Origin of the sequence: Marinomonas hwangdonensis, from assembly GCF_003721245.1 — a bacterium.
GTDB classification, from domain to species: Bacteria; Pseudomonadota; Gammaproteobacteria; order Pseudomonadales; family Marinomonadaceae; genus Marinomonas; species Marinomonas hwangdonensis.
Genome location: NZ_RIZG01000015.1, coordinates 1 through 19,172, shown reverse-complemented (window position 1 = coordinate 19,172; position 19,172 = coordinate 1). Strand labels below are relative to the sequence as shown.

General features: G+C 45.8%; 18 protein-coding genes. 10 read left to right on the top strand and 8 right to left on the bottom strand.

Translation table 11 applies throughout. The features are described 5' to 3' along the window. Window positions 1-20 precede the first annotated feature (20 nt). From EBI00_RS15490 to EBI00_RS15470, 5 genes are read right to left on the bottom strand one after another with little or no spacing between them, the layout of a single operon-like run. Entirely contained in the window at window positions 21-1,031 is a 1,011-nt protein-coding gene (locus tag EBI00_RS15490; RefSeq protein WP_123096840.1) for an ABC transporter ATP-binding protein, read from the bottom strand. Then, window positions 1,031-2,029, bottom strand: a complete 999-nt coding sequence (locus EBI00_RS15485; protein ID WP_123096839.1) for an ABC transporter ATP-binding protein — start codon at window positions 2,027-2,029, stop codon at window positions 1,031-1,033. Before EBI00_RS15485 ends, EBI00_RS15490 begins: the two co-directional genes overlap by 1 nt. A gap of 1 nt (window position 2,030) precedes the next feature. Next, entirely contained in the window at window positions 2,031-2,969 is a 939-nt protein-coding gene (locus EBI00_RS15480) for an ABC transporter permease (protein ID WP_123096838.1), read from the bottom strand. Then, a complete protein-coding gene (locus EBI00_RS15475) occupies window positions 2,966-3,946 on the bottom strand; it encodes an ABC transporter permease (RefSeq protein ID WP_123096837.1) in 981 nt (326 codons plus the stop codon). Before EBI00_RS15475 ends, EBI00_RS15480 begins: the two co-directional genes overlap by 4 nt. Before the next feature lie 54 nt (window positions 3,947-4,000). After that, on the bottom strand, window positions 4,001-5,533 hold the full coding sequence (locus EBI00_RS15470; RefSeq protein WP_123096836.1) for an ABC transporter substrate-binding protein: 1,533 nt from the start codon (window positions 5,531-5,533) through the stop codon (window positions 4,001-4,003). A 447-nt stretch (window positions 5,534-5,980) separates the two neighbouring features. Here EBI00_RS15470 and ylqF point away from each other — a divergent pair, with 447 nt between their 5' ends. From ylqF to EBI00_RS15445, 5 genes are all read left to right on the top strand, one after another. Continuing rightward, entirely contained in the window at window positions 5,981-6,982 is a 1,002-nt protein-coding gene (gene ylqF, locus EBI00_RS15465; RefSeq protein WP_123096835.1) for a ribosome biogenesis GTPase YlqF, read from the top strand. Between the two features lie 17 nt (window positions 6,983-6,999). Further along, window positions 7,000-7,380 carry a YacL family protein gene (locus EBI00_RS15460; RefSeq protein ID WP_123096834.1) on the top strand — a complete coding sequence of 127 codons (381 nt, stop codon included), beginning with the start codon at window positions 7,000-7,002 and terminating at the stop codon, window positions 7,378-7,380. Between the two features lie 167 nt (window positions 7,381-7,547). Next, window positions 7,548-8,159 carry a hypothetical protein gene (locus tag EBI00_RS15455; protein ID WP_123096833.1) on the top strand — a complete coding sequence of 204 codons (612 nt, stop codon included), beginning with the start codon at window positions 7,548-7,550 and terminating at the stop codon, window positions 8,157-8,159. Between the two features lie 136 nt (window positions 8,160-8,295). Next, on the top strand, window positions 8,296-10,671 hold the full coding sequence (locus EBI00_RS15450) for a fatty acid cis/trans isomerase (protein WP_123096832.1): 2,376 nt from the start codon (window positions 8,296-8,298) through the stop codon (window positions 10,669-10,671). A gap of 149 nt (window positions 10,672-10,820) precedes the next feature. Next, on the top strand, window positions 10,821-11,807 hold the full coding sequence (locus EBI00_RS15445) for an LLM class flavin-dependent oxidoreductase (protein ID WP_123096831.1): 987 nt from the start codon (window positions 10,821-10,823) through the stop codon (window positions 11,805-11,807). Between the two features lie 25 nt (window positions 11,808-11,832). Here EBI00_RS15445 and EBI00_RS15440 read toward each other — a convergent pair whose 3' ends face one another. Next, entirely contained in the window at window positions 11,833-12,762 is a 930-nt protein-coding gene (locus EBI00_RS15440; RefSeq protein ID WP_241557070.1) for a lysophospholipid acyltransferase family protein, read from the bottom strand. Next, complete coding sequence (locus EBI00_RS15435; RefSeq protein WP_123096829.1) at window positions 12,755-13,465, bottom strand: 3-deoxy-D-manno-octulosonic acid kinase; 711 nt, start codon at window positions 13,463-13,465, stop codon at window positions 12,755-12,757. Before EBI00_RS15435 ends, EBI00_RS15440 begins: the two co-directional genes overlap by 8 nt. A 118-nt stretch (window positions 13,466-13,583) precedes the next feature. Here EBI00_RS15435 and EBI00_RS15430 point away from each other — a divergent pair, with 118 nt between their 5' ends. After that, a complete protein-coding gene (locus EBI00_RS15430) occupies window positions 13,584-14,621 on the top strand; it encodes a glycosyltransferase family 9 protein (protein ID WP_123096828.1) in 1,038 nt (345 codons plus the stop codon). On the opposite strand, the gene EBI00_RS15425 is transcribed toward EBI00_RS15430, so the two are convergent. Then, entirely contained in the window at window positions 14,618-15,586 is a 969-nt protein-coding gene (locus EBI00_RS15425; protein WP_123096827.1) for a hypothetical protein, read from the bottom strand. The two genes, EBI00_RS15430 and EBI00_RS15425, sit on opposite strands and share 4 nt — an antisense overlap. Window positions 15,587-15,763: 177 nt before the next feature. Between EBI00_RS15425 and EBI00_RS15420 the strand changes: the two genes are divergently transcribed. The 4 genes from EBI00_RS15420 (at window position 15,764) to ppnP (ending at window position 19,100) form a co-directional block, all read left to right on the top strand. After that, the gene (locus EBI00_RS15420) at window positions 15,764-16,297 is read left to right on the top strand and encodes a DUF1285 domain-containing protein (protein ID WP_123096826.1); all 534 of its coding nucleotides are present in this window, start codon (window positions 15,764-15,766) and stop codon (window positions 16,295-16,297) included. Between the two features lie 101 nt (window positions 16,298-16,398). After that, window positions 16,399-17,742, top strand: coding sequence for a DEAD/DEAH box helicase (locus EBI00_RS15415; protein ID WP_123096825.1), 1,344 nt, complete (start codon window positions 16,399-16,401; stop codon window positions 17,740-17,742). A gap of 112 nt (window positions 17,743-17,854) precedes the next feature. After that, a complete protein-coding gene (gene gcvA / locus EBI00_RS15410; RefSeq protein WP_123096824.1) occupies window positions 17,855-18,748 on the top strand; it encodes a transcriptional regulator GcvA in 894 nt (297 codons plus the stop codon). A 61-nt stretch (window positions 18,749-18,809) separates the two neighbouring features. After that, the gene (ppnP, locus tag EBI00_RS15405; protein WP_123096823.1) at window positions 18,810-19,100 is read left to right on the top strand and encodes a pyrimidine/purine nucleoside phosphorylase; all 291 of its coding nucleotides are present in this window, start codon (window positions 18,810-18,812) and stop codon (window positions 19,098-19,100) included. The last annotated feature ends 72 nt before the right edge of the window (window positions 19,101-19,172 follow it).

The window sequence follows — 19,172 nt, the reverse complement described above, 5'->3', positions numbered from 1 at the left end:
AGGCAATGCTAACCAGAAAATCACAGCCTTCCCTCCTCAATCGCATGGCAAGCGACGCTGCTTGCGTCACCTTGCATCATCATGGCGGGGGATTGTTCATAGCAGCGCTGATTCGCATAAGGGCAACGTGCTTGAAAAACACAACCAACCGGTTTGTTAATGGGCGTTGGTACCTCACCGATCAGGCGTATGGGTTGGGCTGTATTGGTGTCTAAGCGTGGAATCGCAGACAGCAAGGCTTTGGTGTAAGGGTGTTTTGGCGCACTAAACAGAGTGCGAGTGGGCGCCAGTTCACATACTCGACCCAGATACATAACGGCGACGCGAGTGGCAAAATGCTCCACGACCGCAAGATCATGGGTAATAAATAAATAGCTCAGATTGCGCTCTTCTTGCTTATCCATCATAAGATTCAGGACTTGAGCCTGTACCGAAACGTCTAACGCTGACAAGGGTTCGTCAGCCACGATGAAGTCAGGTTCCACCGACAATGCCCGTGCCAGACTGATGCGTTGGCGTTGTCCACCTGAGAATTCATGGGGATATCGGTCTGAGCTTGAGGCGGAAATGCCGACGGATTCAAGCAAGGCATCAATTTGCTCATCGACTTGCGATGTTGACAGCTGAGGGTTGTGAAAAGAGATCGGCTCGCTCAGTGTCTGATACACCGTCATTCTGGGATTTAACGACGCATAAGGGTTTTGAAATACCATTTGCATACGACGACGAAACACCATGCGCTGGCGGTTGTTTAATTGATCAATGCGTTGATCCAGATAATGGATTTCCCCCGCACTCGGTTGAGTTAACCCCATGATGACGCGCGCCAGTGTGGATTTTCCACAGCCGGTTTCCCCCACGACACACAAGGTTTCACCTTGGTTGATGGTAAGGTTGACGCCATTGAGTGCATGGACACTGTCTTTGCGTCTTTTTAGTTTGCCATGCTGAAAACGCCACTGCCCCAGCCAGCTTTCGTTGGTGGGAAAGGCTTTTTCTAAACCACTAATTTGAATAAGAGGCGTAGGCATTACTGTGCCTCCTGATCGTGATCGGCAAACTCATTGAGCATGTCTTCTACTAAAAAGCAGGCCACACTGGAAACGCCACTGTAAATAAAGTCGGGCTGTTGCTGTTTGCATTTTTGTGTGGCGTAAGGGCAACGGGGGTGGAAAGCGCATCCTGATGGTCGTTCTGCCAGCGAGGGCATGCTACCTTGAATTTGATTGAGACGCTGACCGGGTAACGTCATTTGTGGCAAAGCGTTTAACAAACCTTGAGTATAAGGGTGCTGGGGATCATTGATGATTTCCAGTGTGGGACCTTCTTCAACAATTTGACCTGCGTACATCACCAAGGTGCGTTCCGCCACTTTTGAGACCACGCCTAGGTCATGACTGATCAACACCAATGCCACGCCATTGTCGCGACAAATCGCCAGCAGCAGCTGCAAAATTTCGGCTTGAATGGTGACATCTAACGCTGTTGTCGGTTCGTCAGCAATGATGATGTCGGGGTTTAATAGCAAGACAGAGGCGATGATGACCCTTTGTCTCATACCGCCAGATAGCTCGTGTGGGTACTGATCAAAGCGTTTTTCCGGAGAGGCAATCTGTACATGGTGCAGTTTTTCAATGGCAATGCTGCGGGCGTCTTTGTAAGAGATTTTCGTGTGATTGCGGATGGCTTCGACCAGCTGATCGCCAATGGTGAGCACCGGATTGAGTGTCATCATGGGATCTTGAAAAATCATCGCAATTCGCTTACCTCGAATGGCCTGTAATTGCCGAGCGTTCATGCTGGTCAATTCTTTGTCTTCTAATTTGATCGAACCAGAATGAATGTAGCCTGGTTTGCCAATCAAATTGACAATGGAAAACCCCAATACGGATTTCCCCGCTCCTGATTCGCCCACGATAGCGATTCTTTCGCCACGGTTTAAAGTGAAGCTGACATCAATCAGAGCCGCGAGTTCTCTTTCCTTCATATGGAAGTTGACGTGTAGGTTACTGACGCTTAATAAATTCATATTAGTCTTTGTACGTCCTAGGATTGAGGTGATCCCGTAGCCAATCACCCAGTAAGTTCATCACTAAAATTAAAATGATCAATGTCATGCTAGGAAGCACGCAAATCCACCAAGACCCAGCAAACATGTAAGCGAACCCTGCAGAAATCAAGGAGCCCAAGGAGGGTTCCGTGGCGGGCATGCCAAGCCCTAAGAAAGACAAAGCGGCTTCGGCCACAATGGCGTTGGCAATTTGAACGGTAAAAATGACCAAGACTGGAGAAAGCGTGTTTGGCAATATGTGTCGAAACATAATACGTTTTGAGCTTAATCCCATGACTCTGGCCGCATCCACGTACTCTTTTTGTCTTTCAGCCAATACAGAAGCTCGAATGGTTCGAGCAAAAAGCGGCCATTCGGTTAAACCGATAACTAAAATCAACATCACCATGGCAAGTTGTTGGTACATGGCAACGCCAAATAGGGACTGAAAAATAGCGAGAAAAACGATGGCGACCATCATATTAGAAAATGACAATTGAATGTCAGCGCAACGCATTAGGAAGTTATCAATGCGACCCCCTAAGTAGCCCGCGGCTAGCCCGATGCAAATTCCCAAGGTGGCTTGTATTAATACCGCACAAAGACCAATGGTGAGTGACAGCCGAGTGCCGTATAAAATGACGGACAATAGATCACGGCCTTGGGCGTCTGTACCAAACAAAAAGCGTGGATCACCACTGATCCACATAGGGGCAATTTCAGCGTTCATAAGATCCATAAAAGCAGGGTCTTTGACGTCATAGGGCGCGACTAAAGGCGCCAAAAGCGCAACGATGCAGTAAAAGGCAAAAATAATTAATGCCATTACCGCCAGTTTGTCACCGACGAATCCCGACCAAATGTGTTGCCAGCGACTGCCCGACATAGGCTGAATCAGGTCTTTTTTGGGGTACTTCATAGTCCATGACTCGCTAGACGAACGGTTGGATTAACCAGGCCGTAGATCAAATCTACTAGGGTGTTGGTGACCACAAAGATACCTCCCACGACTATTAGGTAGGCCGATACCAATGGTGTATCCACACGATTCACCGCATCCATAAACAAAAACCCCATTCCTGGCCATTGAAAAATGGTTTCAGTCAAAATCGTGTAGGCGACCAAGGTCCCCGCTTGAATACCGCCTACTGTGATCACTGGCAGCATGGTGTTTTTTAATGCGTGCTTAAAATAAATGCGGGGAGCCGATAAACCTTTAGACCAAGCAAATCTAATGTATTCTGACTGCAACACCTCCATCATTTCGGCACGGATGAGACGAATGAAAATCGGCATCAAGGCGATGGCAAGGGCCATGCTAGGAAGTAAAAGATGTCTTAAGCCATCTTTGGTAAAAAAACCACTTTCCCATACGCCAAAAATGTTTGTGGTTTCTCCTCGACCAAAACTGGGCGCAAGATTTAGCTCAATAGAAAAAACATAAACCAGTAAAATCGCAACAATAAAAATGGGAATAGACAGTCCTATTGAGCTCACCACCATGATCAGTCGGGAGACGGGATGTTTGGGTTTAATCGCGGCCCATACACCACAGGGTATGGCGACGATAATAATGATAAATATTGCACTAAAAGCCAGCTCCAGTGTAGCGGGCAGCTTGTCAAGAATGACATCCAATGCGGGTTCTTTGTAGTAATAAGAGGTGCCAAGATCGCCTTGTATTGCACCTTGAGCAAATCGCCAATACTGACTTAGAAAACTGTCATTAAGCCCAAGCTCGTTACGAAGTTGATCCCGTTCTTGTTGAGACACTGTCATGCCAACCATTTGTTGCACGGGGTCGCCCAGTTTGTCTTGAATCGCAAAGCTGATTAGGCTGATGATGATCATCACAAAACAAGCTTGCAGCAATCGGCGGAGTATGAAAATCACCATAACGAAATGCGCTTCCTGTCGACAATGTGGATCAGAGGACAACGACTAGGGTGTTTATTTTGCATCAATGGATAAATCCCCCAGATAAGGAAAGTTTTGGTCGTTTAATATGTCTTTTATGTGGATGTTGTCTTTTGCTGCCCAGACGAGGGATTGCCAATAAAGCGGTACTATGGCGGCATCGTCATAGAGGGTTTTTTCTATTCTTTGTAGTAATCGCAAGCGTCTTTCCGGGTTCATTTCACGATTGGACTGCCTGATGTCGTCGTCAATGCTGGGGCGACAATAGGCACCGGCATTGTAAGCGCCTAGGCCTGTGTTGGTGTCTTCACAGGCAATAATAAACTCAAACAGATTGTTTGAGTCAACGGTATCGGATTGCCAGCCAAGCATCATCATATCAGCACTGCGTCTGTCGAACTCTTTAAAGTATTGTGCCTTTGGCAGCGTTTTTAAATCGACCGTAATGTTAATTCGAGCCAACATGGCCGCAATGGCTTGAGCCACTTTTTCATCGTTCATGTAGCGGTTGTTTGGGGCCATCATGCTGATTCGAAATCCTTCTTCGTACCCCGCTTCTTGCATCAATAGGCGGGCTTTTTCTAGATTGTATTCGGGCTCTAAACCATTAATGTGACCTAAAAAACGATCTGGACTTAATTGACCGGCGGGTGTGGCGTATCCTTTGAGAATTTTATCTACGATGAGAGGTTTGTTAATAGCAAGGTTAATGGCTTTTCTTACCCGCACATCTTGAAACTCTTTACGTCTTTCCTGGTTCATATGCATTAGCAGGATGCGCGTACCTGGCATAGTTACCAGTTGTATTCCGGCGACTTTTTTTGCTCGTTCAACATCAATGGGGGAAACAGGGGAAATAAAATCCACGTCACCCGACAGTAAAGCCGCGAGGCGAGTGGAGTCTGCGTGGATAGGGGTCAATACAATGTGTTCGACATTGCCAGCGGAGTCTGTGTCCCAGTAGTTGGGGTTGCGATCAAATTCCATGCGACTGCCAAGCTTTCGATTGGTAAGGATAAAAGGGCCGGTGCCTGACACATTGCGAGAGGCGAAGGTATCGCCATATTTAATGATTTGATCTTGGTGTTGATAAAAGGTCTTATCAAGCGGAAACACGTAAGTCATCATGTTTAACAAGAGAGGATTATTGTAGGTGGTTTTAACATCGAGTGTATGAGTGTCAATGGCGGTAGCGGAGGCGATGGTGTCAAACATGGCTCGAAAATCAGGCGATCTTTTTAGGCGTTCTATGGTGTACACCACATCGTCAGCGGTAAAAGGGTTGCCACTGCTGAAAGAGACCTGTTTGCGCAAAAAAAATCGCATGGTCTGTCCATCAATGCGTTGCCAATGTGTGGCAAGGCGCGCCTCAAATTGACTATCTTTGCCCCAGCGTAACAGCGGATCGAAAACAATGTGTGAAAACTGCAACGTACTTTCGGACAACTGCTCATGAGGATCTAACGAAATTGGGTCAGCATCGAACGCCATTTTAAGGGTAGTGGATAGGGCATTCTGACAAAATAACAGTGCCAAGCCGCACGCGATAATCACCTTGATCTTCATTGTCTGGGCTCTCTTGTTCCCTTCGCATCGTATGTATGGCGAGGATTCGGGTGGAGTGGTTGTTCTTATGATTGGCATTTTTGCAAAAAAACACACAAAAAGACAGCACGATGCATTATCAGTAGGGGGATTTGATTGCGTAGAAAAGAAGAGAGAGCGAATTCGCTAACGAAAAAAGCCGAGGCCACACACAGCCTCGGCTAAGTGGGCGGTCAAGCCCGATCGAGAGAACAACCTAATAAGCGCGGTGGCGGGGTGCAGATTCCTCGCTCACGTCTATTAAGTGCGAGTCAGTATAAAAGAGTGAACTTAAGTGTGCCTTGACATAGGTCAGATGACGATAAAATGCCAAAATATCCGAGTCCCAAAAGGTTTATCAGTACCTTATTAAGAACTTATGTTAGAATTCGCCACCGAAAAAAACTTGGTTGTGATGGGGGAGTTAGGTTGAGCGTTCAGTGGTATCCGGGGCACATGAATAAAGCACGTCGTGAGATTGAAGAAGTCATGACGCAAGTAGACATTGTAATCGAGGTGTTGGATGCCCGCATCCCTGATTCCAGCCAAAATCCTATGCTCAATACGTTGCGCGGCGATGTGCCAGTATTGCGTCTTTTGAATAAAAAAGACTTAGCTGACCAATCTCGACTAGACTTATGGTTAGACCATTGGCGTGGCAATGAAACGGTTTTAGCGCACCCATTTTCGACCTTAGATAAAGCCGATGTGGCAAAGATCAGTCAGTGGGTGAGCCAGATGGTGCCACATCGAGGCAGTGCTGAAAAGCCTATCCGTGCCATGATTGCCGGTATTCCAAACGTCGGTAAATCCAGTTTAATGAATGCTCTACTTGGCCGACGAGTGGCAAAAGTGGGTGATGAGCCCGCGGTGACAAAGTCCCAGCAAAAATTAAAAGTTACCAATGGTTTTCAATTATTAGATACGCCCGGTATTTTGTGGCCAAAAATCGAAAATCCGGCCGCCAGTTACCGTTTGGCGGTTACAGGGGCGGTGCGTGATACGGCCATCGATTATGAAGACGTTGCTCTTGCTGGGCTAAAATTTTTTATAGCGGATTATGTGGATTCTTTGACAACTCGCTATAAGTTAAACGAACTGCCGTCAGACCCTTATGACGTGCTTAAAATCATTGGCTCAAAACGCGGTGCGCTGCGAGCAGGTGGTAAGGTAGATATGCATAAAGCGGCGGAAGTTTTTCTAAATGATGTAAGAACCGGCGCCATTGGTCCTTATGTGATGGAAACGCCTGCCATGATTGCCGCTGAAGAGCGCTTGGTTGAAGAAGCAAAAGCCAAAAAAGAAGCCGAACGTCAAGCGAGATTGGCCGCTGCTATACCTCAGCGTCAACAAGCCATCAATCAGGCTTATCGTCAAAGCCAAGCACATCATGGTGAGCAAACAAATCAAGATGAGAAAACAGATGAATAACAGTGAGGTTCACGGTCATGGATTATGAAATTGCCTTTGATCAGGACGAAAATGCGTACCGTATTTTTACCGGCTATGAATTCGCTGCGATTGGCGAATGGGTGTCTGAATACGTTCGCGATTTAGAAAGTATACAGCGTGTCTTAATGGCAGCGCGTTTGGCTGAAACCGAGAAAGAAGTAACCGAATTTGCTCATGGTCCTTTTCAGGTTGTGTTAAATGAAGAGGGTGTCTCGGTTAATCGTCAGGTCGATCTAGATTCAGCGGAAGAAGAGATCAAAGCCATGTTTGACTCTCAAGAAAGTTTTTATCAAACCTCAACCGATGGTATTCAAGCGGAATGTGGTTTGGATGATCTAATCGATATGATTGAAGATTGGCATGCGGTATTGCACTAAGGTGCTTTTGGCATGGTGATGTTATTGTAATAGGTGAATAAAGACATACTGTAAAAAGTAGTGCCTTAAAAACTAGTACCTTAAAACTAGTGGCTTAAGTTGTGCCTTATGCTGACTGGGTTTACACTAGCATGAGTTTATTTTTTATGTTTTTTTAGGGAGCCAATATGCTCATTGAACTGGAAAAAGCCCGCACTCGAAACAATGTTGTTCGCATCTTTCGAGAAGACTTAGACGGACCAGATAACTGGACGGATGGTTTTGTAGTGGATGCCAATGAAGAAGTGGTTCTGCTGCAACTAGTGGATGAAAGCGTACGCCTGAATGGCTATCAAGTTCTCTTTCTTGAGGACATTAGCGATTTTGTGCATCCGGCTCCCCTAAATGATTTTCAGAAAAAAGTGCTAGAACTGCGTGGTGAGACAGTCGTGGATCCCGAAGTGGATTTAGAAGATCTGGCTGTCTTACTCATGGATGTGAGTGAAGAGTTTGGTCTGGTCACCTTGCACCGTGAAGAAATTGAGCCGGATAGCTGTGAAATTGGTCGTGTCGTGCGTGCTGATGCAATTACGTATGAGCTTGAAGAAATCGGTTCAGATGCGCGCTGGTTTGATGAAACTTTTGAATATGATTTGTACGATATTACGCGCATCGAATTCGGTGGCGCGTACGAAGACGCTTTGTTGTTAGCCAACGATGCTATGGGTGAAGATTCTTACGAACTGTCTGATGAGTTGGAAGACGACGGTCTTGATGATGACTCGGATGTAAAAGCGTAAGGCGCGCCTTACGTTAAGGTGAAGTGAATACGAAAAACGCCTGAATGGGCGTTTTTTTTATGGCTGCCCCTTCTTTTTTAGGGGCTACTGGGATGACATCCCTTGTAAAAACTATCCATTATAAAAGGGAGTTTGTATGTCTCGTTGGATGATGTTGCTGTGTCTGTTTTTGGTGATTTCTGGCTGTGCTGCTTATGCGACCCAACAGCTTGACTTTACTTATGGTAAAACGTCACCTGAAAACCGTGTTGTGGCCGTGAGTGAGAAAGATGCGGCATTTTATAATGATAAAGTTAGGCCCATTTTGGATACGCGTTGTGTTTCTTGTCATGCTTGCTACGACGCGCCTTGCCAATTAAAACTGACCAGTTCAGCAGGCATAGAGCGGGGAGCGTCAGCCTCACTGGTTTACGACGGTACACGTTTACTATCGGCATCGCCGACGCGTTTGTATCTGGACGCAAAGACGACAGAAGCTTGGCGTGAAAAGGGCTTCCATCCAGTCCTGAACGAACGTGGACAATCTCCCGCAGCCAATCTGAATGGCAGTTTGCTTTATCGTTCGATTGCACTTCGTCAAGCGCAGGGGGCTTTCACCCAGCCTATTTTGTCTGATGACTATGATTTTTCTTTGGCTCGTGAACAGCAGTGCGTGAGCATTGAAGAGATTGAGTCGTTCGAAGAGAAATACCCCAACGCGGGCATGCCTTATGGTTTGCCTGCTTTGAGTAAAGACGAATACAGTGTGTTGACTCGGTGGCTGGCAAAAGGGGCCAAGATACCTAGCGAAAAGTCTATTCCCGATGCGCTTCAGCAGAAAGTGGCTTTATGGGAGTCACGATTAAATCAGGATACGTTAAAAGGTCAGCTTGTTTCCCGATACATCTATGAGCATCTTTATTTATATAGCTTATACCTTGATGATGAGGAGATTAATGATTCGGAGTCCACTTCCGCGTCAGATTATCGCTTTAAATTAGTACGTTCTGCCACACCGCCAGGGGAGCCTATTGATATCATTGCGACGCGTCGACCTTATGATCCTCCTGGTGTCGATACTGTGTATTACCGGTTGTGGCTCGACCCAGAAGTGAAGGTGCAAAAAAATCACATCCCTATGTCTCTCAATGAAGCGAGGTTCGCTCGTTGGCAAGCGTATTTTTATACGGATGACTACGAGGTCACGCAAGCGCCAGGCTATGCACCGGAGATAGCGACGAATCCTTTCAAAGCGTTTAGAGACATTCCGATTCATGGACGCTATCGGTTTTTATTAGACCATTCTCAAAATACCATTATGGCCTTTATCAAAGGGCCTGTATGTCGAGGTCAGGTTGCGGTAAACGTAATAAACGAGCAGTTTTGGGTGTATTTTGTGGACCCTGATGTCGCTTATAGCCAAGGTAGCGCGAATTATTTAGAAGGTACGGTACAAAACCTAGATTTGCCCGCTGTAACAGATTCGACACTGCCTCTGGCTTCTTGGATTATGTTGTCGGATCAACAGAAATCCTATTTGTCTAAAAAGGCTCAAGTGATCGAAAATCTAGAAAAACAGAATGTAGCATTGGATTTAGGGCTTATTTGGGATGGCGATGGTACCAATGATAATGCGGCTTTGACTATTTTTCGACACTTTGATAACGCCTCGGTTGTGAAGGGCATGGTAGGGCAAGCGCCGAAAACCGCCTGGGTAATTGACTATCCTTTGCTGGAGCGTATTCACTATCTTTTGGTCGCCGGTTTTGATGTGTACGGTAATGTGGGACACCAGCTGGCGACACGACTTTATATGGATTTTTTGCGCATGGAAGGTGAGATGAATTTCTTATTACTGTTGCCAAATGAAGACAGAGAGTCAATTCGTCAGTTTTGGTATCGAGATGCCAGTCAAACGATCAAAGATTACATTTTCAGTGATTACATAAGAGTGAACAAACAAACCGATGTTGTTTATTCTTCTCAGGATACCCAAGCGGAATTGTATGAAAAGCTGCGCAATAAGTTAGCCCAGGTGCTCAACCAGGAACATGACTTGGCGTCGAGCAAGCTTTCGACTTCACATATCAAGGCGTTGCAAGAGCTGCAATCCGTTCGAGGCGGTGGCTTGAGGCATTTTCCTAATGTGGCAACCGTGTTGATTACTCAACAAGGCACACCGTTAGAGGTCATGAGTGTTATTCACAATAAAGCCCATGCCAATATTTCTAGTCTGTTGGATGAAGAGGCAGCTCGTTTGCCTGAAGAAGACAGCCTTACTCTAGTGAAAGGTGTGTTGGGAGATTATCCAAATGTATTGATGCGCGTGGAAGAGAAAGCCTTAATGGAATGGGCTGAGCAGGTGTCAACGCTTAACACAGCAGAAGATTACGCCGCCCTTTTGAGTCGCTTTGGAATACGTAGAACGCATCCAGACTTTTGGTTTGTCAGCGACAGTATTGCGAACTTGAATGCCTTAGATCGCCCCAGAGAAAGCGGTATCTTAGACTACAATCGCCTAGAAAACAGGTAAGTGTTTTTTGTGAGCAGAAAAATCAGTGCCACCGTTGACAAGCACGGTGGCACTTCTGCATTTACTGCATGATTGTCGACTTGTTCCTGGTATAAACAGTCCCATTTATTCTCTATGTTATTTTGCAGTCTTATTATTGGGTAAATACTATGGTTCCTTTTTCAATTCTTGACCTTGCTCCCGTTGCTGAGGGCTATTCTGTTGCAGATTCATTGCACATGACTAAGCGTATGGCCGTTGCAGCGGAGGAAAATCATTATGCTCGTTTTTGGTTAGCGGAACACCATGGTATGGCCGCGGTGGCGAGCTCAGCGACGTCGGTTGTACTGTCTTATCTTGGTGCGGCAACGTCAACCATTCGGATTGGTTCAGGCGGTGTCATGTTGCCCAATCACTCCCCCTTAGTTATAGCAGAGCAGTTTGGAACCTTGGCTGAATTGTATCCAGGCCGTGTTGACTTGGGGTTAGGAAGAGCGCCGGGGACCGACATGCAAACAGCGCGTGCCTTGAGGCGTAATATGGACGCGTCGGTTGATAGCTATCCAGATGATGTTTTAGAGTTACAGCGTTTACTCGGCAGCAGTGCTCAGGGGGTCATGGCTGTGCCGGGGCACAATACACATGTTCCGCTTTGGATGTTGGGTTCCAGTTTGTACAGTGCTCAAGTCGCCGCTGAGTTTGGATTACCCTATTCTTTTGCTTCTCATTTTGCGCCTGATCAGCTGATTCAGGCGTTGACTGTGTATCGTCGTAATTTTAAAGCGTCTGATCAAATAACGAAGCCGCATGCTATGGCTGGAATTATGGCGGTGGTGGCGGACAGCGACGAGGAGGCCCGCTATTTATTTACTTCAGCTCAGCAGCAGTTTGTCAACTTGCGTCGTAATCGGAACCTACCTTTTTCAAAGCCCGTTGACACAATGGATGGCATTTGGTCTGCAAGTGAGAAGCAGATGGTAGAGCACATGCTGCAATACGCTGTGGTGGGTTCGAAAGCTTCGGTTGCGTTTCAACTGGACAGCTTTTTGCAGCTTACAGGTGTGGATGAGTTAATCGTGTCTATGCCAATCCATGATCCAGAAGCGCGCTTGAAATCACTTCGCCTAATGGCAGAAGTGCGTGATGGCGTACTTTGATTGTATACGGTTTTTTGTCGTACTTTTATTTATTGTAAGGTGATGGATCACCTGCAATAGGTTGAGTTTTGAAACGTCTATGGGACCAAAAGTATTGTGCTTTTTTAGGCTCAATGACGGCTTGCATCAACTCGTTTATTCGCGTGGCGTTTTCCACGTCGTCTTGCGTTGGGTAGTTTTCCACTTCAACCAGTCTCAGGTGGTAGCCTTTTTCTGTTCTGCCATAATCGTAAAGCACCACGGGGGCATTCGTCATGTTTGCAATGCGACCAATATGCGCAATCGTGGCGCATTGGCGACCGTAGAAGGGAGCAAATACAGAATTTTTTCGACCGTAATCTTGGTCGACCGCATACCAGACCGCTTTATTTTGTTTCAGCGATTTTAGGACTTCCCGCATATTCGTGCGTTCAATGGTTTTGGAGAAGATCGCTTGGCGCTGGCGTTCCATCACCCAGTTCATGACTTGGTTTTTTTGCAGTTTGTAAATTGGATGAACATCAAGGAAGCGAGGCATTTGACTGCCGCATATATCAAGGGAAGAGAAATGTCCGCTTATTAAGATGCATCCACGGCCCTTGGCGAGGACTTTGTCAATCACCTCCTGACCTTCAAATGTAATACGGTGTTGGTATTTTTTTTGGTCCTGAAACCAAGAGGCGAAGGTCTCTATTGTGCCTTTTCCCATACTTTCGAAGTGGTCTTTAGTGAGTTTTTTGCGTTCACTTTTGGTTAAGTCTGGGTAGCAAATTTTTAGATTCACATCACAAATGTGGCGGCGTCTTTTAGCGATCGCATGCAGAAATCGACCCAGATACTTGCCTACAGATTGTTGTAGTGACCAAGGTAAAAAGCTTAATAGGTAAGCAATGCCCATCGCACACCATGTTAACCAATGTTTTGGTGCCAGAAAGTGGGTAAAGTGTTTATCAAGAGAAGAGGTTTTTTTAGCCACGGTAGCCTTCCAAACAATTGCGCCATTGCGCATCAGAAACAGTGAATTTGGCATGCAGTTTAGATTCTTTATCTAAAGAGCGTTTTAATCTATCAAGGTTAGCCTGTTGCCATTGTTGATTTTGAGATCGTTGTTCGCATTTATCAAAGTCAATTAGCCAGACTTTATTGTCTTGATCAATCATGATGTTATGGCAGTTTAAGTCTGAGTGGTAAATGCCTTGGTTATGGAACTGTTTCACCACAGCGCCAATGTTGTGCCAATCTAGTTGATGACTCTGTCCCATTTTAATGATCTCAAACAGGTCTTGAGCGTTGGCGATGGTTTCGGTTAATAGTTGGCTTTGGTAAAAGCCTTTATTAACCACATAGATTCCGCCAATAGGTCGAGGCACAGGCAAGTCAAGGGAGCGCATTTGCTCTAATAAGCTGAGTTCTAGCCAAGGACGTGTGTGCTTTTGCCCAGTAAAAAGAAAATGGTCTTTATTGAATTTAGCAATGAGGCCACCCCTGCGATAACGACGTAAAACAAAACTTCCCAAGGGACTTTTGATAAACCACACGGCACCTCGGCCAGTCCCTGTACCAGCGAGTGCATGCTGCGACTGCCAGTAATCAGGGTCAAACCATGAGGCGGCCAGAGGTCGTGTTGCATCGCTGATTAACAAGGTCTTGTTAGGCGAAATTTTTTGGGCTTGTGGCATATGGCTCGCTTTCATTAGGATGATCTGGGCCTTGCTTGGGAAGCTTGATAAAGTAAGACACATTCAGGGGAGACTATTCTATAATATTTACCGAATTTAAGCAGCCCCAGAGGAATTCATGCCGCAAGAGTCTACGCAAAAAAAAGTACTAGGTGAGAGTGTTTCACGTCTGGCTGTGGTGCGTTTGTCCGCGCTAGGCGATGTGTGTCATGCCATGGCGGTGGTTCAAGCGATTATGAAGCAGCATCCTACCATGCAAGTCACCTGGGTGACGTCGCCTTTAGAAGCCAATTTAGTACGTTTGCTCAAAGGTGTTGAGGTGCTGGAGTACGATAAAAAAAATGGTTTTACTGGGCTTTTGGCCCTGCGTTCAGCATTAAAAAGTCAGACATTTGATGTTTTGCTGCATTTGCAGTGGTCTTTTAGGGCCAGTGTGGTGTCGCGGATGATCAAGGCAAAAAGGCGAATAGGGTTTGCTTTGTCTCATTCCCGTGAAAAGCAGCATTGGTTTGTTAATGAGCAGGCACCAGAACCGCAAGGCGAGCATGTATTAGATTCTTTTTTGTCAATTGCGAGTGTGTTGGGTGTGACTCAGCCCTCTCTGCCTTGTGAGTTGGCTTTGCCGGATGTTCCTCAAGATTTGCCTGAACGCTATGTGGTGGTTAACCCCTCGGCGTCAAAAGCGGAGAGAAACTGGACGATAGAGGGTTATCAAGCGGTATTGGATTACGTAATAGATAAGGGCCTATGTCCGGTTATTACCGGTGGGCCCTCTATTAATGAAGTGACATTCGCTCAATCTGTTGTTGCAGGCCGATCTGAGCAGGTGATTAATCTGGTGGGTAAAACGCCACTGGATTTGATGTTAGCCGTGCTAAAAAAAGCCGAGCTTGTGATCAGCCCTGATACCGGGCCTGCCCACATGGCAACTTTAGTAGGAACGCCTGTGTTGGGCATTTACGCGCATTCCAATCCTCAGCGAACAGGGCCTTACAAAGATTTAGACAAAGTGGTCAGTGTGTACGAGGCGCTGGTGGTCAAAGAATATCAAAAGCCGGTGTCTGAATTGCCGTGGTCAACCCGCGTGCATGACCCTAAGGCCATGCAGCATATTCGAATTGAACAAGTTTTGGCTAAATTAGATACGCTTATTTAGCTAGGCTGTTTAGATAGAGCTTGCTCGGCCAGTTTAAGATCCAAAGTCGCTTTAAGGAGTTTATACAACTTGATTGAAGCGTCTATTTCTTCTTTGCGGTTGGTCAAGCTCTCAATATTTAAACCCAGTGGTACGCCTAGCGGTAATGCGGTTTCAATGATTTGTTCTAAGGCATTACGGCAAATCTTAATGGATTCTTCTAATGGGGCTTGCGCATCCAAAATGCGGTGTTTCGTGGCATCAGGTACAGAAATCCCCAACCATTCCATAAATTCAAGCGTCTTGGCGCTACCGCAGGGGGTAAAGGTCAGGATAATGCGTTTTGGTGTTTCACCCTGTTCTTTGCATGTTCTAGCGTATTGACTGATAAGGTCCGCCGTGGCTTGGTGGTTATAAACCGCTTGAGAGATAAAGAACTCGCAACCTGATTCAGACTTTTTCAAAAGACGCAGATGTTCGTCGCCTTTTTTGGCGTGTCGCTCTGCTATGGTCACGCCACCCAAGTTAAACGCATGGGGGGACTGTTTCAGTGTGTCATAGGCTTGTGGAAGCGGTAATTTAATGTCGCCATCAGACGACGGCGAGCCGACTAAAACCAAATCACGAATGCCAAAATCTTCCCACGCTTCGGTTAACCAGCCAGAAAATTCAGCCGCGCTGCGTGATGAAACGGATTTGTAGGTAATAACGGGTTGACCAGATTGTTGGTGTAGACGTTTGGACCAGGCTCTTGGGTCGTGAGTTTCCATGAAAGGAAAAGGGCGAGGTTTATCAATGCGGCTAGTTTCGTCTTGAATGTCGTAAACGATTAGGCCATCAACATCGATTCCTGTTAAACGCTCAAGCAGCTTTTCGCTTACTTGTTCTAATTGTTCTTCTACTAAAGAGGACTTTGGTGGCGTCGTGCCGATAAAGTAAACCCCACGATTGGGATCTTGAAACTTGGTTGTCAATGTTGATTTCATAATGTCACACTCAGATAGACGAGGCAGATAATGTTGCTCTGAACCTCGGAAAGTTTTCGATGAGGTGATTCTATCAGTGAAATGAATTCAAGGCTTTGCTTCTAAGTTGAATAATATTGCGGATGAGGTGAGTTGGACTAATGTGCCAATGAATACAACACAGTGTTGAGGTGGAATATGAATTTAAAAGGATTGTCGGAGGTAAAATCCAAACAGCCGCCAGTGGATACTTGGTCTCCACCGTTTTGTGGAGACATGAATTTGCTGATTAAAGCAAATGGTGAATGGTTCCATGAAGGCGGCAAGTTTACCCGAGCGGCCATGGTGACAATGTTTAGCCGTATTTTATGGTATGAAGCCGGTGAATATTTTTTAGTGACGCCGGTGGAAAAAGTTAGAATCCAAGTGGAAGATGCGCCTTTTTTGGTTACTGGTTGGGAATGGATAGACACAGAGCTTGGCCCGACGTTGGAGTTTCACACACACACCGAGGATGTCATGCGGTTGGGCTTAGATTGTGATTTATGGATGGCCACATATAAAGGCGAAGAGCGGCCTTATATTTCTATGCGTTACGGTATGAAGGCTTTGGTTGCTCGGCCTGTTTTTTATGGTCTGGTTGAGAGCCTAGAACAAGTCCAAACGTTGGAAGGATCGGGTGTGGGGATAAAAAGTGCAGGTAAATCCTATCTTTTAATGCAAGATGCGTAACGAAATTTACTGTGTCTAGGTTATAATGCGGCCATTGAGCAAGGTAGGCGTGTTTTGACGTTTTTTTTGCGTATTATTTTGGTGTTAAAGGGGTATTTTTTTTGTTATTCGAAGAATTTGGTTTTGATAATCGCATTTTAAAGTCCATGAGCCATTTGGGATTTGACGAGGCCACCGAGATTCAATCTCGTGCTATCCCAGAAGCGATGGCGGGTCGAGATTTATTGGCGTCTTCAAAAACGGGTTCTGGAAAAACGCTCGCTTATCTTTTGCCTGCTTTGCACCGAGTCTATAAGAAAAAAGCGCTGTCCAAACGCGACCCTCGTGTAGTGGTGCTAGTGCCAACGCGTGAATTAGCGAAACAGGTGTTTGGTCAATTAAGATTGTTATTAGCAGGCAGCCGTTTTACCTCTATTTTGATCCAAGGTGGTGAAAACTTTAACGATCAGCATAAATCTTTGCAGAAAGACCCGCATTTTATTGTCGCTACTCCAGGCCGCTTAGTCGACCACTTAAAACAGCGTCATGTGTTTTTAGAAGGGCTTGAGCTGCTTATTTTGGACGAAGCGGATCGCATGTTGGATTTAGGTTTCGCTGAGGCTATGCGCGCCATTAATGCCGCTGCCAGTCATCGTCAACGCCAAACGTTGTTTTTTTCAGCGACCTTAGACAATACGCAAGTGAGTGAAATCGCAAATGAGTTGCTCCGTGAACCGTCACGTGTGGCGGTTGGGCAAGGGTTTGACGAACACACAGACATAGCGCAACACGTGTTACTTTGTGATCATCTGGATCACAAAGAAGCTCTGTTGAAGCATCTTTTGTTGGGTCAAACCATTAAGCAAGCGATTATCTTCACCGCCACGAAAAGCGATACGGTGCGTTTATCGGAAAGCATCTCACAGTGGGGATTAACGACACAGGCGTTGAACGGCAACCTGTCTCAAAGCGCTCGCAACAAAACCATGGAAAGTTTCGCTAAAGGACAGTTTACGGTTTTGGTCAGCACCGATGTGGCGTCTCGAGGCTTAGATATTGCAAATGTATCCCATGTTTTTAACTTTGACTTACCAAAACAGGCAGAGGAATTTGTCCACCGTACGGGTCGAACAGGTCGTGCGGGCTTTAAAGGTGAAGCGTATTCATTAGTTGGTCCGAAAGATTGGGTGAACTTTAAAGCGATCGAGGTGTTTTTACAGAAAACCTTCACCACAGAAGTGATTGAAGGGTTAGAGCCAAAATTCAAAGGGTTGCTGCAGCCTAAACCCGTTAAGCAAGTCATCCAAAAAACCAAAGCAAAAGCTCCGAAGAAAGCGTCTAAGAACCTAACGAAAAAGCCATCGGCTCAACCGCGCTTTCACGATAATCAGCAAGATGGTTTTGAAGCCTTTAAACTTCCGCCTAAGCGTTTTGAAACGCCGGTGAGTAGTGATGACGAAGACTAACCTGAATTTACTTTAACAGTGAGTGTGCAAAACGGCTAAGTGCATTAATCGTTGACAACTTGGCCGGTAACACGCTATTGATTAATCTTTCTTATCTATTGGAGATGAGCTTATTAATCGTTTGCCCCCACTAAACTCACTAAGGTGTTTTGAAGCTGCTGCTCGTCATGGCAGCTTCAATAAGGCTGCCAAAGAGTTGTCTGTCACGCCTTCAGCGATTAGTCATCAGATTAAGAGCTTAGAGAGCTTTCTTGGCCTGGAGCTGTTTCGCCGCACCAAACGTAAAGTAGTCTTAACTGAGGCAGGTGAAACGTATCTTATTCCTATACACAGTGTATTTGAACAGCTTGAAAATGCCACGTCTGAGCTGAAGCGTCAGCAAAAAACGGGGTCCTTGAGTTTGGCGGTGGCGCCGGCGTTTCTTACTCGCTGGTTAATGCCAAGGATGGAGAGGTTTCAAAGCCGTTATCCTGATATTCAGATCGAGATAAGTTCATCAGCAGGTTTGACCGATTTTTCTGAGAATGACATCGATATGGCGGTGTATTTTGGCAATGGTGACTGGGATGATGTAGAAGCTCATTATTTGCGTACCGCCCGTTTAGCTCCTGTTTGCCATCCAAAACTGATTAAACCAGAGCAGCAGATTGTTAATCCGGAAGATATGCGATTTTATCCCTTGTTGCATGTATCTAAACGCAAAGATGAATGGCACGATTGGCTTCAACAACAAGGTTTAGAGCCTGCGCTTTTTCGCCGTGGTCTGATGTTTTCTAGTGGCTCTTTGACCGCTGGTGCGGCGGCTCAAGGTTTGGGTATTTCTTTAACTGACCCTGAATTAATTCAGCCAGAAATCGAAGCGGGTACCTTAAAAGTATTATTTCACCAGCACCTCATTACCGATAGATCCTTTTATTTAGTGTATGAAAAACGTCGTCCTGTCACGCCTGCTATGTCGGCATTCAAAGAGTGGATTATCGAAGAAATGCTTGGTGGTGCTTACTAAGCAAGAATTTTTTTAGTTTTTTGTAAACATGTGTTTTTAACATACCAATGAGACCTTAACGATGAGCACAGCACTAACGGTAAACAGTTATTTTAACGATCAGGTAAAATCCATTGCATTAGAAAATGCCGAGGGCACTTCGACCGTGGGCGTTATGGCGGTGGGTGAGTATGAATTTGGTACCAGTCAGAGAGAATATATGACTGTGGTTTCTGGTTCCTTAACCGTCAAACTGCCGTTAGAAAATGAATGGAAAACCTTTATAAAAGGCGATCTGTTTATTGTGGAAGCGAATCAAGTTTTTCAGGTGAAGGTAACTGAAACGACCGCATATCTTTGCCGATACGAATAATGCGACCAAAGCAGATTGTTTTTCTGTAGTGGTTTATAGGGTATGTGTCGTCCTAAAATAGGTTGACAGTTT

Coding starts and splice junctions, on each gene's coding strand:
- EBI00_RS15420 (WP_123096826.1), top strand. CDS start 15,764: ATGAATTTAAAAGGATTGTCGGAGGTAAAATCCAAACAGCCGCCAGTG.
- EBI00_RS15475 (WP_123096837.1), bottom strand. CDS start 3,946: ATGGTGATTTTCATACTCCGCCGATTGCTGCAAGCTTGTTTTGTGATG.
- EBI00_RS15480 (WP_123096838.1), bottom strand. CDS start 2,969: ATGAAGTACCCCAAAAAAGACCTGATTCAGCCTATGTCGGGCAGTCGC.
- EBI00_RS15490 (WP_123096840.1), bottom strand. CDS start 1,031: ATGCCTACGCCTCTTATTCAAATTAGTGGTTTAGAAAAAGCCTTTCCC.
- EBI00_RS15425 (WP_123096827.1), bottom strand. CDS start 15,586: ATGAAATCAACATTGACAACCAAGTTTCAAGATCCCAATCGTGGGGTT.
- EBI00_RS15455 (WP_123096833.1), top strand. CDS start 7,548: ATGCTCATTGAACTGGAAAAAGCCCGCACTCGAAACAATGTTGTTCGC.
- EBI00_RS15485 (WP_123096839.1), bottom strand. CDS start 2,029: ATGAATTTATTAAGCGTCAGTAACCTACACGTCAACTTCCATATGAAG.
- EBI00_RS15430 (WP_123096828.1), top strand. CDS start 13,584: ATGCCGCAAGAGTCTACGCAAAAAAAAGTACTAGGTGAGAGTGTTTCA.
- EBI00_RS15435 (WP_123096829.1), bottom strand. CDS start 13,465: ATGCCACAAGCCCAAAAAATTTCGCCTAACAAGACCTTGTTAATCAGC.
- EBI00_RS15445 (WP_123096831.1), top strand. CDS start 10,821: ATGGTTCCTTTTTCAATTCTTGACCTTGCTCCCGTTGCTGAGGGCTAT.
- EBI00_RS15450 (WP_123096832.1), top strand. CDS start 8,296: ATGTCTCGTTGGATGATGTTGCTGTGTCTGTTTTTGGTGATTTCTGGC.
- EBI00_RS15470 (WP_123096836.1), bottom strand. CDS start 5,533: ATGAAGATCAAGGTGATTATCGCGTGCGGCTTGGCACTGTTATTTTGT.
- EBI00_RS15460 (WP_123096834.1), top strand. CDS start 7,000: ATGGATTATGAAATTGCCTTTGATCAGGACGAAAATGCGTACCGTATT.
- ppnP (WP_123096823.1), top strand. CDS start 18,810: ATGAGCACAGCACTAACGGTAAACAGTTATTTTAACGATCAGGTAAAA.